This window comes from Streptomyces sp. NPDC003034, assembly GCF_053591375.1.
Window position 1 is genome coordinate 108713 of record NZ_JBSFTS010000011.1, and the last position, 14104, is coordinate 122816.

At 70.2% G+C, this 14104-nt stretch carries 13 protein-coding genes and 2 pseudogenes; 3 read left to right on the plus strand and 12 right to left on the minus strand.

The annotated features are described in order from the left end of the window. Positions 1-47 precede the first annotated feature (47 nt). The 6 genes and pseudogenes from ACWDX7_RS14400 to ACWDX7_RS14425 all read right to left on the minus strand — a co-directional run bounded on the left by ACWDX7_RS14400 (position 48) and on the right by ACWDX7_RS14425 (position 5391). Positions 48-602, minus strand: a complete 555-nt coding sequence (locus ACWDX7_RS14400; protein WP_451489611.1) for a GNAT family N-acetyltransferase — start codon at positions 600-602, stop codon at positions 48-50. Positions 603-608: 6 nt separating this feature from the next. Continuing rightward, positions 609-1325, minus strand: a complete 717-nt coding sequence (locus ACWDX7_RS14405; RefSeq protein ID WP_451489610.1) for a potassium-transporting ATPase subunit C — start codon at positions 1323-1325, stop codon at positions 609-611. A gap of 20 nt (positions 1326-1345) precedes the next feature. Next, a complete protein-coding gene (kdpB, locus tag ACWDX7_RS14410) occupies positions 1346-3451 on the minus strand; it encodes a potassium-transporting ATPase subunit KdpB (protein ID WP_451489609.1) in 2106 nt (701 codons plus the stop codon). Continuing rightward, positions 3448-5141: pseudogene (gene kdpA / locus ACWDX7_RS14415) on the minus strand (potassium-transporting ATPase subunit KdpA). The gene kdpB and the pseudogene kdpA overlap by 4 nt, the downstream one beginning before the upstream one ends. 8 nt (positions 5142-5149) lie before the next feature. Further along, positions 5150-5239, minus strand: coding sequence for a K(+)-transporting ATPase subunit F (gene kdpF, locus ACWDX7_RS14420; protein ID WP_451489608.1), 90 nt, complete (start codon positions 5237-5239; stop codon positions 5150-5152). Then, a complete protein-coding gene (locus ACWDX7_RS14425; protein ID WP_451489607.1) occupies positions 5236-5391 on the minus strand; it encodes a hypothetical protein in 156 nt (51 codons plus the stop codon). The genes kdpF and ACWDX7_RS14425 overlap by 4 nt, the downstream gene beginning before the upstream one ends. A gap of 328 nt (positions 5392-5719) precedes the next feature. Here ACWDX7_RS14425 and ACWDX7_RS14430 point away from each other — a divergent pair, with 328 nt between their 5' ends. Together ACWDX7_RS14430 and ACWDX7_RS14435 are read left to right on the plus strand one after the other, a co-directional pair. Continuing rightward, complete coding sequence (locus tag ACWDX7_RS14430) at positions 5720-5896, plus strand: hypothetical protein (protein ID WP_451489606.1); 177 nt, start codon at positions 5720-5722, stop codon at positions 5894-5896. After that, a pseudogene (locus ACWDX7_RS14435) lies at positions 5881-6393 on the plus strand (amino acid permease); the annotation flags it as partial. The gene ACWDX7_RS14430 and the pseudogene ACWDX7_RS14435, both read left to right, overlap by 16 nt. Before the next feature lie 147 nt (positions 6394-6540). On the opposite strand, the gene ACWDX7_RS14440 reads toward ACWDX7_RS14435, so the two are convergent. From ACWDX7_RS14440 to ACWDX7_RS14455, 4 genes are all read right to left on the minus strand, one after another. Continuing rightward, on the minus strand, positions 6541-6801 hold the full coding sequence (locus tag ACWDX7_RS14440) for a DUF5133 domain-containing protein (RefSeq protein WP_451750589.1): 261 nt from the start codon (positions 6799-6801) through the stop codon (positions 6541-6543). 73 nt (positions 6802-6874) lie between these two features. After that, complete coding sequence (locus ACWDX7_RS14445; RefSeq protein ID WP_451489605.1) at positions 6875-8341, minus strand: aminotransferase class I/II-fold pyridoxal phosphate-dependent enzyme; 1467 nt, start codon at positions 8339-8341, stop codon at positions 6875-6877. 80 nt (positions 8342-8421) lie between these two features. Next, positions 8422-9618: an amidohydrolase gene (locus ACWDX7_RS14450; protein WP_451489604.1), complete on the minus strand. Its 1197-nt coding sequence runs from the start codon at positions 9616-9618 to the stop codon at positions 8422-8424. Positions 9619-9752: 134 nt separating this feature from the next. After that, a complete protein-coding gene (locus tag ACWDX7_RS14455) occupies positions 9753-10994 on the minus strand; it encodes a cytochrome P450 (RefSeq protein ID WP_451489603.1) in 1242 nt (413 codons plus the stop codon). A gap of 160 nt (positions 10995-11154) precedes the next feature. Between ACWDX7_RS14455 and ACWDX7_RS14460 the strand changes: the two genes are divergently transcribed. Beyond that, complete coding sequence (locus tag ACWDX7_RS14460; protein ID WP_451489602.1) at positions 11155-11658, plus strand: DUF5709 domain-containing protein; 504 nt, start codon at positions 11155-11157, stop codon at positions 11656-11658. Positions 11659-11756: 98 nt separating this feature from the next. Here the strand turns inward: ACWDX7_RS14460 and ACWDX7_RS14465 are convergent, their stop codons facing one another. Both ACWDX7_RS14465 and ACWDX7_RS14470 read right to left on the minus strand, forming a co-directional pair. Next, entirely contained in the window at positions 11757-12500 is a 744-nt protein-coding gene (locus tag ACWDX7_RS14465) for a maleate cis-trans isomerase family protein (RefSeq protein ID WP_451489601.1), read from the minus strand. 109 nt (positions 12501-12609) lie between these two features. Further along, entirely contained in the window at positions 12610-13956 is a 1347-nt protein-coding gene (locus tag ACWDX7_RS14470; protein ID WP_451489600.1) for an NAD(P)-binding domain-containing protein, read from the minus strand. Positions 13957-14104 lie beyond the last annotated feature (148 nt).

A 14104-nucleotide genomic window follows, 5' to 3' on the forward strand; every position in this document is an offset into this window, starting at 1 on the left:
TTGACGCGGCGGACAGCTCTCTTCGACGGGGACGGGTCGTACGCCGCTCACGTGAGGACCGCCGTCGCGGCGGCCGTTCGGGCCGTGGACCGTGCGCGTCCGGTGACGTGGTGCACGTACTCCCGGCTCAGCCGGAAGCCGGCCGTCCAGGCCAGCAGCCGGCCGGGCCGGTCGTCGCGCGAGCAGCACCAGCTCGCGGTGCGTCCACGCGCCCGGACGTCGGCGGCCAGACCCGCGACGCAGGCCAGGGCCAGGCGTTCGCGGCGCCGGTCGGGCACGGTGACCACCGCGATGTCCTCGTACGCGCTGCCGCGGAAGTAGCCGCAGGCGACGGCGAGTACCGTCCCCCTGGCGAACGCGGCCCAGCCGTACCCGGAAGCCGCCAGCCCGGCCGGGCCGCCCCAGCTGGTGTGTATCCAGGCGTTCTCGGGGCGGAGCGCCGCCAGCGCCGGGGCGTCCTCGCGGGTCAGGCGCCGCACCGTCACCCCGCGGGGCACGCGGGGCAGCGCCACCGGGACCCGGTGGACGTACAGCATCCGCTCCCCGGGCACGACCCGGTCGAAAGCGGAGGCGAGGTACGGCCCGCTGTTCACCTGGACCATCCAGCTTCACCTCTCGGACAGTGCCTTGAGGGGGATGTTGAGTTCGAGGACGCTGACGCGGGGTTCGCCCATGAAGCCGAGGGTGCGGCCGGTGGTGTGGTCGGCCACGAGCTTCTGGACCCGCTTGACGTCGAGCCGGTTCCGCTCGGCGATCCGGTGGATCTGGAGCTTCGCGTACTCGGGCGAGATGTGCGGGTCCAGGCCGGAGCCGGAGGAGGTGACGGCGTCGGCCGGCACGTCCTCCGGCCTGACCTGGTAGCCGGGCGTGGAGTTGTCCCAGATGACGGCTTCCTTGGCGGCGGTGACCTGGGCGCAGAGCGTGCCCTCCTCGGCGTCCTCGGCGCAGACGCCGTTGACCGCGCCGTTGTCGGCGGACCGGTTGGTGGCGCCGGAGAGGATCAGCGAGTACCGGGTGTTGACGCTGTTGCTGCCCAGTCCGTTGGAGGGGCGCGGCTGGAACCACTTGAGGTCCGGCCTGGCGGCCTCCGCGGGGTCGGCGGGGTCCTGTTTGGGCAGGTCGTAGCTCTGCCCGATGAGGGAGGAGCCGACGACCTGCCCGCTCTCGTCCCTGATCTCGGAGCCGTTGGCCTGGTCCTGGAACAGCGCCTGGGCGATCCCGGTGACGGCGAGCGGGTAGCCGACCCCGCAGAGCACGGTCAGGACGAGCATGGTGCGCAGCCCCGCCCCGAGCAACCGCGTGGTGTTGACGACGGAGTTGTTCATGGAATCAGCACGTTCCTAATTCAGGCGAGCCCGGGGATGAGGGAGATGAGCAGGTCGATGAGCTTGATGCCGACGAACGGGGCGACGAGGCCGCCGAGTCCGTAGAGGCCCAGGTTGCGGCGGAGCATCTTGTCGGCGCTGGTGGGCCGGTACCGGACGCCCTTGAGGGCGAGCGGGACGAGCGCGATGATGATCAGTGCGTTGAAGACGACCGCGGAGAGGATCGCCGACTCCGGCGAGGCCAGGCCCATGACGTTGAGCTTGTCCAGGCCCGGATAGACCACCGCGAACATGGCGGGGATGATCGCGAAGTACTTCGCGACGTCGTTGGCGATGGAGAACGTGGTGAGCGCGCCCCGGGTGATGAGGAGCTGCTTGCCGATCTCCACGATCTCGATGAGCTTGGTGGGATTGGAGTCCAGGTCCACCATGTTCCCGGCCTCCTTTGCGGCCGAGGTACCGGTGTTCATGGCCACGCCGACGTCCGCCTGGGCGAGCGCCGGGGCATCATTGGTGCCGTCGCCCGTCATCGCGACGAGCTTGCCGCCCGCCTGCTCCCGCTTGATGAGGGCCATCTTGTCCTCGGGAGTGGCCTCCGCGAGGAAGTCGTCCACGCCCGCCTCTTCGGCGATGGCCTTGGCGGTGAGCGGGTTGTCACCCGTGATCATGATCGTCTTGATGCCCATGCGGCGCAGCTCGTCGAACCGCTCGCGCATGCCCTCCTTGACCACGTCCTTGAGGTGGACGACCCCCAGGACACGGGCGCCCTTGTCGTCCTTGACGGCGACGAGGAGCGGCGTCCCGCCGGCTGCCGAGATCCTGTTGGCGAGGGTGTCGGCGTCGTCGGAGACCTCGCCGCCCTGCTCCCGTACCCAGGTGATGACCGAACCGGCGGCGCCCTTGCGGGTCTGCCTGCCGTCCACGTCCACACCCGACATGCGGGTCTGGGCGGTGAAGGCGATCCACTCGGCTCCGGCGAGTTCGCCCTGGTGGCGCTCGCGGAGCCCGTACTTCTCCTTCGCGAGGACCATGACCGAGCGGCCCTCGGGGGTCTCGTCCGCGAGGGACGACAGCTGCGCGGCGTCCGCCAGCTCGGCCTCCGTCGCGCCCTTGACGGGCACGAACTCCGAGGCCTGGCGGTTGCCGAGGGTGATGGTGCCGGTCTTGTCGAGCAGCAGGGTGGACACGTCGCCGGCGGCCTCCACCGCCCGGCCGCTCATCGCGAGGACGTTGCGCTGGACGAGCCGGTCCATGCCGGCGATACCGATCGCGGACAGCAGCGCGCCGATGGTGGTGGGGATCAGGCAGACCAGCAGGGTGGTCAGCACGATCATCGACTGCTCGGCGCCGGCGTAGATCGCGAAGGGCTGGAGGGTCACCACGGCCAGCAGGAAGACGATGGTGAGGGACGTGAGGAGGATGTTCAGCGCGATCTCGTTGGGGGTCCGCTGCCGGGCGGCGCCCTCGACCAGGTTGATCATGCGGTCGATGAAGGTCTCGCCGGGCTTCGTCGTGATCTTGATGACGATCCGGTCGGACAGCACCTTCGTACCGCCGGTGACGGCCGAGCGGTCACCGCCCGACTCGCGGATGACCGGAGCCGACTCGCCGGTGATCGCGGACTCGTCCACCGAGGCGACGCCCTCAACCACGTCACCGTCGCCCGGGATGACGTCCCCGGCCTCGCAGACCACCAGGTCGCCGATGCGCAGCTCCGCACCCGGTACCTGCTCCTCACCCGGGCCGTCCTTGCTCAGGCGGCGCGCCACGGAGTCGGTCTTGGCCTTGCGCAGGGTGTCCGCCTGCGCCTTGCCACGGCCCTCCGCGACGGCCTCCGCCAGGTTCGCGAAGATCGTGGTCAGCCACAGCCACGCGGTGATCGCCCAGCCGAACCAGTCCGTCGGATCCGGACACGCCAGGACGGTGGTGACGACCGAACCGATGAGGACGACGAACATGACCGGGGACTTGATCATCACCCGGGGGTCGAGTTTGCGCACCGCGTCCGGGAAGGACTTCAGTAGCTGCTTGGCGCCGAACAGGCCCCCGCCCACGCGCCCGCCGCCCGGCTTGTGGCCGGTGGGCACGTCCTGGTGCGGAGCCCTTGTGGGAGTGGCGGTGCTCATGATGCGAGCCCTTCGGCGAGCGGTCCCAGCGCCAGGGCCGGGAAGTAGGTCAGACCGGTGATGATGAGGATCGTGCCGACGAGGAGGCCCGCGTAGAGCGGCTTGTCGGTGCGCAGCGTGCCCGCCGTCTCGGGGACGGGCTTCTGCTCGGCGAGCGAGCCGGCCAGGGCCAGCACGAACACCATGGGCAGGAAGCGGCCCAGCAGCATCGCGATGCCGATCGTGCTGTTGAACCACTGCGTGTCGGCGTTCAGGCCCGCGAAGGCGGAGCCGTTGTTGTTGGCGCCCGAGGTGTAGGCGTAGAGGATCTCGGAGAACCCGTGTGCGCCGGAGTTCGTCATCGAGTTCGCCGGAGTGTCCAGGGCCAGCGCCGCAGCGGTGAAGCAGAGCACGAGCGCCGGGGTGATGAGGATGTAGCAGGCGGCGAGCTTGACTCGCGGGTGCCGATCTTCTTGCCCAGGTACTCGGGGGTGCGGCCGACCATCAGGCCCGCGATGAACACCGCGATGACCGCCATGACCAGCATGCCGTAGAGGCCGGAGCCGACACCGCCGGGCGCGATCTCGCCGAGCTGCATGCCCAGCATCGCGATGCCGCCGCCGAGGCCGGTGTAGGAGGAGTGGAAGGAGTTGACCGCGCCCGTCGACGTGAGGGTGGTCGCGACGGCGAAGATCGACGAGCCGCCGACCCCGAAGCGGGATTCCTTGCCCTCCATCGCCCCGCCGGCGACATCGAAGGCCGGGCCGTGGTGGGCGAACTCCGTCCACATCATCAGCGCGGTGAAGGCGATCCAGATGATGCCCATGGTCGCGAGGATCGCGTAGCCCTGGCGCAGGTTCCCGACCATGCGGCCGAAGGTCCGGGTCATCGCGAACGGGATCAGCAGGATCAGGAAGATCTCGAACAGGTTCGAGAAGGGGGTCGGGTTCTCGAAGGGGTGCGCGGAGTTGGCGTTGAAGTAGCCGCCGCCGTTCGTACCCAGTTCCTTGATGACCTCCTGCGAGGCCACGGCCCCGCCGTTCCACTGCTGGCTGCCGCCGAGGAACTGGCCGACCTCGTGGATGCCGGAGAAGTTCTGGAGCGCGCCGCAGGCGACGAGGATCACCGCGCCGATGACGGAGACCGGGAGCAGGATGCGGAAGGTGCCGCGGACCAGGTCGGCCCAGAAGTTGCCGAGCTCGCCGGACCGGGTGGGGGTCCCGCCTGCTCGAAGAGCTCGGGGGAGCGCGAAGCCCCGTACGAGGGCCACCGCGACGGCCATGCCGACGGCGGCGGAGACGAAGTTCTGAACCGCGAGGCCGCCGGTCTGCACGACGTGGCCCATGGCCTGCTCACCGTAGTACGACTGCCAGTTGGTGTTCGCGACGAAGGAGGCGGCGGTGTTGAAGGCCTGGTCCGGATGGATCGCGACGAAGCCGAGGGAGCCGGGCAGGACGCCCTGGGCGCGCTGCAACGCGTAGAGGAAGAGGACGCTCACGACCGAGAAGGCGAGGACGGCGCGCAGGTAGGCCGGCCAGCGCATCTCGGCGGTCGGATCGGCGCCGATGGCCCTGTACATCCACTTCTCCGGGCGGTAGTGCTTCTCGGAGGAGTAGACGCGGGCCATGTAGTCGCCCAGGGGGCGGTACGCCAGCGCGAGCGCGGCGACCAGCGCGAGGAGCTGGAGCACTCCAGCGGTTTCGGGGCTCATATCGGTGCTCAGAACCTCTCCGGATACACGAGGACGAGGATGAGGTAACCGAGCAGGGAGACGGCGACCAGCAGGCCGACGATGTTCTCGACCGTCACAGCTTGGTCACCCCGCGGGCGATGAAGGCCACCAGTGCGAAAACCGCGACCGTGGTGACGACGAAGGCCAGGTCGGCCATCGTGAGCTCCTGGATGAAGAGGGGAGTAATGAATCGGCCAGATGGCCGATGACGAGATAACCGTGTCTTCATCCCGGCTTCGGGACGCCTTGACGCCCTCCATACGGGCTTCGCCGGACTCTTGATGCCGCCCTGACGCCTCTTGATGCCCCTCTGACGCGCGAGACCGGGAACCACCGCCCGGCCCTGGCGGGACGACATCGCGGCCCCGCATCAGGAACGCGTGAAGAGTGGGCCGACGGGCGTATGGAACGCGCCAAACACCCTGGTCATCCAGCTCCGGCAGCCGGACGCTGTCCTCACTTTGTCCAACGGAGGAACCAGCGAAGATGGCCATACACATGGGAAGCCGGTCACGGCAGGACAGGCCCCGAGCACCCAGGAGCCCCCTGATACCGGCGTGACGGCCGCCGCGGCCGGGGACCGGCACCGGCTGACCGCCCTCCAGGGCCTGGCCGCGCTGTCCCTCGACGCGATGGCGTCGGTCGCCTACGGCCCCGAGTCGGTCGTGCTGGTCCTGGCGGCGGCCGGTGCCTACGGCCTCGGCTTTCACCGAGGGCCGAGAGCGCCTGGCTGATCATGCTCACGCTGCCGCTGCTCGCCATCGGATTCGGACGCGTCCGCCGTGCCTACGCGCAGATCGGCGAACGCCTGGAGCTCGGCCGCATCCAAACGCAGCCGCCGCACCGCTCCCTGGTCGTCGTACCCGTCTCCGGGCTCTCCCGGCTGACCTGCCAGGCGCTCACCGCGGCCCGCTCACTCGGCGACGAGGTGCTCGCCGTGACCGTCACGCACTGCGCTCCGGAGGACCGGCAGGCCGCCGAAGCGCTGCGCCGGGACTCGGAGTTGTGGAAGCCGGGCGTCGAGCTGACCGAGCTCACCTCGCAGAGCCGCTCGCTCGGCCGACCCGTGTCGGCGTACGTGCGCGAGCTGGCGCGGACCCACCCGGACGCCCAGGTGGCCGTCCTCATCCCGGAGACCGAGCCCGCCCACCTGTGGCAGCGGATGCTCCAGAACCAGCGGGGTTCCGTCGTCGCCCACGCCGTGCGCCGCGACACCGAAGCCGTCATCTGACGCCTGCGCTTCCGCGTCACCGACGACAGCCGCTGACCCGCGGCGATACGCCGCACGTCGCGCCGCCGGGACTTCGATCACGCACATGACGGCCGAGGGCCTCCGTCCCGGCCGCCGCCCGAGCCCGGGCGGCGGCGACTGGGCGGTTCAGGCGGCAAGCGTCGGGTTCGCCGTGCGTGGTGCCTGCGGGTGTGCTTCGAGCCGGCCGGCCGCAGCCAGGATCTCGTCGGCGGCCGCGACCGCGTCGGCGATCGACCGGGTCCCCGTCACCACACACAGCGTGTAGGTCACGTCCGCCAGCTCCTGCTGCCACGCCGGGTCGGGCTTCTCCGCCAGCGCGATGCGCGCGCTCGCATAGCGGGCGAGCAGGGACCTCACACGGCGCGGCTCCGGCTTCAACACGACCACAAGTCCCTCCCAGGAAACTCTTCAGTGCCGTACGTGTTCCCCCGCACCGCGCCCTCATGCAAGGCGTTGTGGTTCAGTCCTCGATGACCACCCGAACGCTGGTGACCTCAGTGTCAGCGGCATCCGGCACGACCATGCCGGCGTCGATGCCCGAGCGCAGATAGCGGACGACGTCGGGGTTGAGGCGCTCCCCGGGAAGCGCGGCGGGAATGCCGGGCGGGTACGGGGTCAGCATTTCGGCGGTGATCCGGTCAAGCGCCTTTTCCCACGGCACCTGTTCGGTCCGTCCGAAGAACGCGTCGCGTGGAAGCAGGACTTGTTCCAGCCGCAGCTGTTCCGGGTCCGGGATCTCGACCTGCTGGGCGGGCCGCAAGTCGTCCGCGTGCGCGGCGACGTCCCGTAGGGCTGAGAGAAGAATCTGCGCCGTGTGCTCGTCGTCGGCGTGGCTCAGCTGGGCGCTGATGCGGCGGTGGTCGGAGAGGTGGAGATTGATCTGGTGGTGTTCGCGCAGCCAGTCAGCCGCTCGGTAGCCGGTGGTGCCGAGGGCGGTGATGTCGATGATGATCTGGAGGGGATCCATGTCGGCCGCGAGGCCGGGCCCGCAGAAGTCGTCCCGCCCGTGTACGTGCATGCCCTCGATGCGTCCGATCTGCTCCCGTACGGACGCGGCCAGGGCGAGGGCGTCCTCGTAGAGGGCGTGGCCGTGCTCGACCATCTGGCGGCGCCATCCGTCCATGGCGGCGTACAGCAGGACGGAGGGGCTCGTCGTACCCAGGAGGTCTTCACGGCTCTTGAGTACTTCCGGCTCGATCAGATCCCCCTGGAGGTGGAAGACCGAACCCTGCTCAAGCCCGGAACCCATCTTGTGCACGGAGGTGACGCAGACATCGGCTCCGGCGTCCATGGCCCAGGTCGGAAGCTTCTGATGGAACGGCAGGTGCGCACCCCATGCCTCGTCCACGATCAGCGGCTTGCCCCGCTTGTGGCAGACCTCCGCGATGGCGGACAGATCCGTACAGGTGCCGTACGGCGTGGGCGTGGTCACGAGCGCGCCCTTCGCGTCCGGATGGTCGGCGAAGGCCGCCTCGAAAGCCTCCGCGCACGGCGGGTGCGCGAGATGCCGCCGCGCGTCCCACTGCGGTGTCACCCAGATGGGCCGGATCCCCGACAGGATCAACCCCGAGACCACGGATTTGTGGGCGTCGCGCCCCACCAGAAGCTTCTCGTGCGGCCCTGCCACCGACAGCATGGCGGCCTTGACGGACAGCGAGCTGCCGCAGGTGGAGAAGAAGGCGTGATCGGCCCCGACGGCGTCCGCCATGAGCGCCTGCGCCTCTTCCACCACACCATGGGAGGAGGTCCGGTCGTCCAGGCCGCTGGTCGCCAGTACGTCGGAGTGGAAGACGGCGTCCCCGAGCACGTCACGGACCCGGGGATCCGCTCCGCGCCCCTGCTTGTGGCCCGGCGGGGTGAAGGGGGTCTGCCCCTTGGCGTGGTAGGCCGCCAGAGCTTCGAGCACCGGTGCTTTTGAATGGTCCATGGGCTGCGGCTGCCCGGTACCGATGGGGACGAAACGGTGCGCTGCTCCAGGTGGCGGCGGTGCCGGAGCCCCCAGTTGCGCTAAAGGCCGGCGTCCGCCTTCTCCCGCAGGCACCGCCAGGCACGCTCCGGCAGGTCGGGAGTGAGCAGGACGTCCGCCGCGGTACAGGCCAGAGCCTCCGCCGAGGCGAGCATGGCTTCTCGACCGCGGTCACTGGCGGCGGCCTCGGCGAACTGCGGGGTGTGGTCGCAGCCGCCTCCATCCGTGATGGCGACGAACGGATGGATGGCGGGGACCCGGGTGCTGACGTTGCCGATGTCCGAGGAACCGAGATAGACCCCGGGGGCAGGGTCTTCGACGGGAACGCCGAGCCGTGACAGGTGGTCCGCGAACCGGCTGGACAGCACGTCATTGTTGCGGAAGTGCTCGTACCCGGCCGTGACCCGGGCGGTCTCGGCCCGGGTACCCGTAGCGAGCGCCACCCCCTCGGCGCAACGGGCCAGTTCGGCCACCAGAGCGTCCAAGGCAGCCGTGGTCGCGCCCCGGAGCCCGAACAGGCCCTCGGCGAAAGCGGGCACGATGTTCGTGGCCTTGCCGCCGTCCGTCACGATGCCCTGGATGTGCGATCCCGGCGGCAGACGCCGGCTCAGCACGGCGAGCGTGTTGAACAGCTGGACGAGCGCAGCCAGCGCGTCGACCCCCTGCGTCGGGCTCCCGGTCGGATGCGCCGCACGACCATGGAAGCCCACGCGCACCTGGCACTGCGCGGTCAGGGGCGCCGATGACCAGGTGTTCACGCCGGGGTGGAACATCAGAGCGGCGTCGACGCCTGCGAAAACTTCTGACTCCACCAGAGTGACCTTGCCGCCGCCGCTCTCTTCGGCGGGGGTGCCGATGGCCAGAATCGTGCCGTCCACCTGTCCCAGCGCGCCGCGCAGCGCCAGCGCGGCGCCGAGTCCCGCCGCGGCGATCAAGTTGTGCCCGCAGGCGTGCCCCAGGTCGGGCAGGGCGTCGTACTCCAGCAGCAACGCGACGCGAGGACCGTTGCCGTTCCCTCCCGCCCGGGCCACGAACGCCGTGGACAGGCCCGCCACGCCACGCTCGACCTGGAAGCCCTCCCGCTCGAAGTGCCCGGTCAGCACCTCCGCTGCCCGGTGCTCCTGGAAGGCCAGCTCCGGCGTACGGTGCAGTTCCAGGGCGACGTCCCACAGGCGTTCCGCCCGGGCCGTCACCTCCTGCCCTATGCGCGTGTACAGAGCGTCGTCGATTTTCGCCATACCGCCTCCTCCGTATCTCCGTCTGCCCCGAAAGGCGGCGCCGCGCACGCTTCTCCGCTCGCTCCTCAGGGTGGCCGAGGCCGGTACGACACCGCGGCCGATGGGCCAGGGCGTTCGACCGCCTGGCGGCACGATCAGGAGGGGAGGGTGATCCGCAGGCCGCTTCTGGGCCGGGTGGGGATGCGCCGCAGGGGAATGGCCAGATCCTGTGGCGGCACCTCGTAGTCGAGGCGGCCGAGGCGGACGCTCAGTGCTTCCAGCAGAGCGATCGTGATCTCTTCACCGGGGCAGCGGTGGCCCGTCGAGGGGTCGCCTCCGCCCTGGGGGACGAGTTCGTCGCGGCCGACGGCTCGCTCCAGGAAGCGTTCGGGGCGGAAGGCGTACGGATCTCCCCACAGCTCGGCGTCGTGGTTCTGCCCGTACAGGTCGAGCAGTACGAGGGCCCCGGCGGGGATGTGCCGACCGCGCCAGGAGGTGTGCGCGGCCGCCCGGCCACCGGTGAAGGGCGCGAAAGGGTAGAAGCGGCGTACCTCGTGGACGAAGGCCGCCGTGTACGCGGTGTCACCGTCCCGGAGGCGCTCGCGGTTCTCGGGCCACCGGTGCAGGGCGTGGCCGGCGAAGGCGACGAACCAGGCCACCGCCACAGTGGGCCGGATGACGTTGAGTACCTCCACCGCGGCCGTGTGGGCGTCCAGCAGCTCGCCGTCCGCGTCACGGTGGTGCGCCACCGAGGCGAGCACGGAGCCGTCGGGGACGGTGAGGGCACCGGTGCGCACCTGATGCACTACGGGCGCCAGCCATGCCTCGCAGCGCCGGCGCGCCCGGCGGGCACGCCAGTGGCGCGGGCCCGGTGTGGCGAAGCCGTCCACCAGGGCGACCAGGTCACGCGCCGTGGGCTCCACCCGGGCGCCGTCCAGCGGGAGGCCGGCCCATCGGCACACCCCGGCCGTGAGGATTCTCGCCGCCTCGTCGAACAGCACCACGCCATCTGGGCGGCCACTCCAGCGGGCGACCGCTTCCTCCCACACCGCGGTCACCTCATCCACCAGGTCCGCGACCCGGGCCGGCGGGGTGAGGAGCGACAGGAACATCGCCTTGCGGACGCGGTGCGCTTCACCGTCCAGCGTGTGGATCGCGCCGTGGCCGAACAGGGTGCTGAGCACCGGTTCCGGAAGGGCGCCCCGGCGGCGTACGTAGTGCTCGTCGTAGAAGAACCGCACGGCGTCCGGTCCGCGCAGCGCCACGGTGTGCCGTCCCATCAGGCGAGCACGCACCACCGGGCCGGCGGCACGGCGCATTCGGTCGGGGAGCCAGGCGTATCCCCGCAGCAGCAGGGATCCGGTGCAGTCGGCGAGCGGGGGTCCGGGAAGACGCATGGAACGCCATTGCCCCGGGCGTCCGGTACGAAAACCGTACGTGGGCCGCTTGGCCCAGGACCAGACCTGCGCGCGGTGCTTAAGACAGCGCAGCCGGGAAAGGCGCCTACCACAGTGGCGGCGGATGACGCCCAGGAAAGCCGATGTGTAAGGGATTGCCATGAGTGACGACCAGATGGCGGATGACGTGTACCAGCCCACCGGTAGCAACGAGGAGCAGGAGGACGCGGCGCCGCTGGACCTCCAGAACGCCGTGGACGAGCGCACGTACGACGACATGCTGGACGAGGGCTACTCGCCTCCGGAGAAGCCGCTCGGCGTGACGAAGTACGGGACGACCGCGGCCGAGCAGCACGAGGGGGAGTCCCTGGACGAGCGGCTGGCCCAAGAAGCCCCTGAGGTCGGCGAGGATCCGGGCGACGGTCTGGGAGATCTGCCCGGCGGAGAGGGAGAACCCCTCCTGGACGCCGAGAGCGGTACCACACGCGCGGGACGTTTGACGGCTCCCGACGACGGCGCGCACACCGATGTCACCAAGGAGCTCGTCGGTCAGGACCACGGCATCGACGCAGGCGCCGCGAGCGCCGAGGAGGCCGCGATGCACATCGTCGAGGAAGAGCCCGCCGTGCCGGGGGAGGGCCAGGCCGAGGGGGAGAACGAGTAGGGCCTCGGCTCCCCGCGCCCGGCCCTCAGCCCGGCTGGCCTGCCCGGCCCGTGCGGGTCGTACCGCTGCGCTGCCTTCCGCTTGCGCCTGCCGGACGGTCAGTGATCTCTGAGCAGGCGCCCGGCGCCGAGGACCCGATCGTTGAAGCCGTGCTCGCGCAGCGCGTGCCACAGCGTCGCCGCGTTGATGGCGACGACCGGTTTTCCGAGTTCGGTTTCGAGGGCGTCGGCCTGGGAGACGAATGAGAGGTTCGTCCCGACCTGCACGATCGCCTCGACGGAGGGGTCGTCCAGTGCCGCGACCACCTCCAGGAGGCGGTCGGGACCCACCCGGGCGATGCCCGTGGCGGTCGGGCAGCGCAGTCCCGAGACGGCCGCGACGCTGAATCCCGCTTCCGTGAAGAACCGGCTCACCTCCCGGTCGGCGACCGGCTGGTACGGGGAGAAGACGGCGATGCGCCCGCAGCCCAGCGCACGCAGGGCGGCCTGGCAGGAGCTCGCACCGGTGGTGACGGGCAGCCCGGTGCGATCGCGCAGGCGGCGTTCGAAGGCGGCATTGCCGGCGGCGCCGCCCCAGAACGTCTCCGCGGACATTCCCATGACCATCCGGTCGGGCTCCGCGGTCAGGACGTCGCGAACCGCGGTGTCGATGGACGCCCTGATCTGTACGAGCAGGGCTTCGAAGTGGCGGTCGCTGTCCATGGCCGGGTCCGGGATGTACATGGAACCGGTCCGATAGGCGATGCCGGGGATTCGCGCGCCCCAGTAGTCGTGCTCCACCACGGTGTTGGTGCTCGGCACGATGACCCCGAAGACGGCCCGGGTGCCCACGGCGTTGCTCATACGGGAATGCTCCAGTCTGGTCGGTGGAAACGGGACGGCGCTGGGGTTGGGGAGCGTTTCGTCGTGTGAAACCCTGTTTCGCGGAAACTAGGGGCGGGCGGGCCTCCCGTCAACGGGCGCCCGGCACGGACGGGCCGCGGTGCCGGGAGGCCGCCATGCGGACCCGTTCCTCCCGGAGCTCCTTGAGGTGGCGCAGGGCGTCGACCTGGATGGTGTGGCGGGTGGAGGCGACGTACCGCCGCGCTGTGCGCTCGTGGTAGGCGGCGATCTCGCCGCGCATGACGGCCGGCGGCGGCAGGACGCAGCGCCCCTGGATCAGGTCGGCGACCCAGTGCGACTGCGCTTCGGCCAGGGGCATGATCGCGCCGAGCGGCTGCACCAGGCCGATGAAGTAGAGGCCCTCGTGGTCGGGCGAGACGACGCGGCGGTAGAGGCTGACCGCGTTGTCCGCCGGATCGATCAGCTCCCTCGGTAGGAAGGGGAAGGCGATGTCGTACCCCGTGCAGTAGATGACCGCGTCGACGTCCTGTCTGCTGCCGTCCTCGAACACGGCGCCGCCCCCGTCGAGTGCGCTGATCATCGGCGTGACCGAGATGTCGCCGTGACCCAGGCGGGAGAGCAGGTCGTCGGAGATGGTGGGGTGGGCGCCGAGCACCCCGTGGCGCGGTTCCGGCAGGCCGTACGAGGAGAGCCGGCCGCGGCTGAGCCGTAGCAGAAGGGACAGGCCGCTCGCCTGCACGGCCAGCGGCGCCCGGGCGAGCCAGGACGCCGTGAGGTGGTCGGTCGGGGTGCCGAAGAGGTACTTGGGCAGGATGTGCGCCCCGCGGCGCATCGTCAGGAACGTACGGGCGCTGACACGGGAGGTCTCCACGGCGATATCGCAGGCGGAGTTTCCGATACCGAGGACGAGGATCCGCTTTCCCGCGAAGGGTTCGGGCGTGCGGTAGTGGTGCGAGTGCGTCTGAACACCGGTGAAGGAATCCGCCCCCGGCAGCGCCGGACGCGGCAGCCGGGGCTTCCAGTGATGCCCGTTGGCGACGAGCACGGCATCGTAGACCCGGCTGGTCACTTCACCGTCATCGCGTCGGCGCGCCGTGACGGCCCACCGCCCCTCGGACGTTCTGGCGACGCCGGTCACCTCGGTGCGGAAGGCGATCCGCGGCCGCAGGCCGAAGTGGTCGACGAACGCGTCGAAGTAGCGGGCGATCTGGAAATGACTCGGGTAGACGGGATAGGTGTCGGCCATGGGGAAGCAGGCGTACTCCATGACCTGCCGAGAGGTGTTGATGTGCAGGGAGCGGTAGGCCGAGGACATGCCGTTGTCGTTCTCGTAGCGCCAGTTGCCGCCGACCTGGGAGCCGCTCTCGTAGCAGTCGTAGGGGATCGCGCGCTCGGCGAGCACCTGGCAGGCCGCGATGCCGGACGAGCCGGCGCCGATCACACAGACACGTTCCATGCCGACCTCCGTCATGACCACCCGGTCATGTGACCGGGTGGTCACAGGCTGGTCCTGTGCTGAGAGGTTGTCAACCTCCCTTGATAGCCCACTAGTTGTGGTCCGATGCCTCATCGCCGTCGGTACGGTCGGGTTCATTGACAGGGGC

Bases quoted from the DNA above. Each gene is read 5' to 3' on its own strand.
- ACWDX7_RS14400 (WP_451489611.1), bottom strand. From the start codon at position 602: ATGGTCCAGGTGAACAGCGGGCCGTACCTCGCCTCCGCTTTCGACCGG.
- ACWDX7_RS14405 (WP_451489610.1), bottom strand. From the start codon at position 1,325: ATGAACAACTCCGTCGTCAACACCACGCGGTTGCTCGGGGCGGGGCTG.
- kdpB (WP_451489609.1), bottom strand. From the start codon at position 3,451: ATGAGCACCGCCACTCCCACAAGGGCTCCGCACCAGGACGTGCCCACC.
- ACWDX7_RS14425 (WP_451489607.1), bottom strand. From the start codon at position 5,391: ATGAAGACACGGTTATCTCGTCATCGGCCATCTGGCCGATTCATTACT.
- ACWDX7_RS14445 (WP_451489605.1), bottom strand. From the start codon at position 8,341: ATGGACCATTCAAAAGCACCGGTGCTCGAAGCTCTGGCGGCCTACCAC.
- ACWDX7_RS14450 (WP_451489604.1), bottom strand. From the start codon at position 9,618: ATGGCGAAAATCGACGACGCTCTGTACACGCGCATAGGGCAGGAGGTG.
- ACWDX7_RS14455 (WP_451489603.1), bottom strand. From the start codon at position 10,994: ATGCGTCTTCCCGGACCCCCGCTCGCCGACTGCACCGGATCCCTGCTG.
- ACWDX7_RS14460 (WP_451489602.1), top strand. From the start codon at position 11,155: ATGAGTGACGACCAGATGGCGGATGACGTGTACCAGCCCACCGGTAGC.
- ACWDX7_RS14465 (WP_451489601.1), bottom strand. From the start codon at position 12,500: ATGAGCAACGCCGTGGGCACCCGGGCCGTCTTCGGGGTCATCGTGCCG.
- ACWDX7_RS14470 (WP_451489600.1), bottom strand. From the start codon at position 13,956: ATGGAACGTGTCTGTGTGATCGGCGCCGGCTCGTCCGGCATCGCGGCC.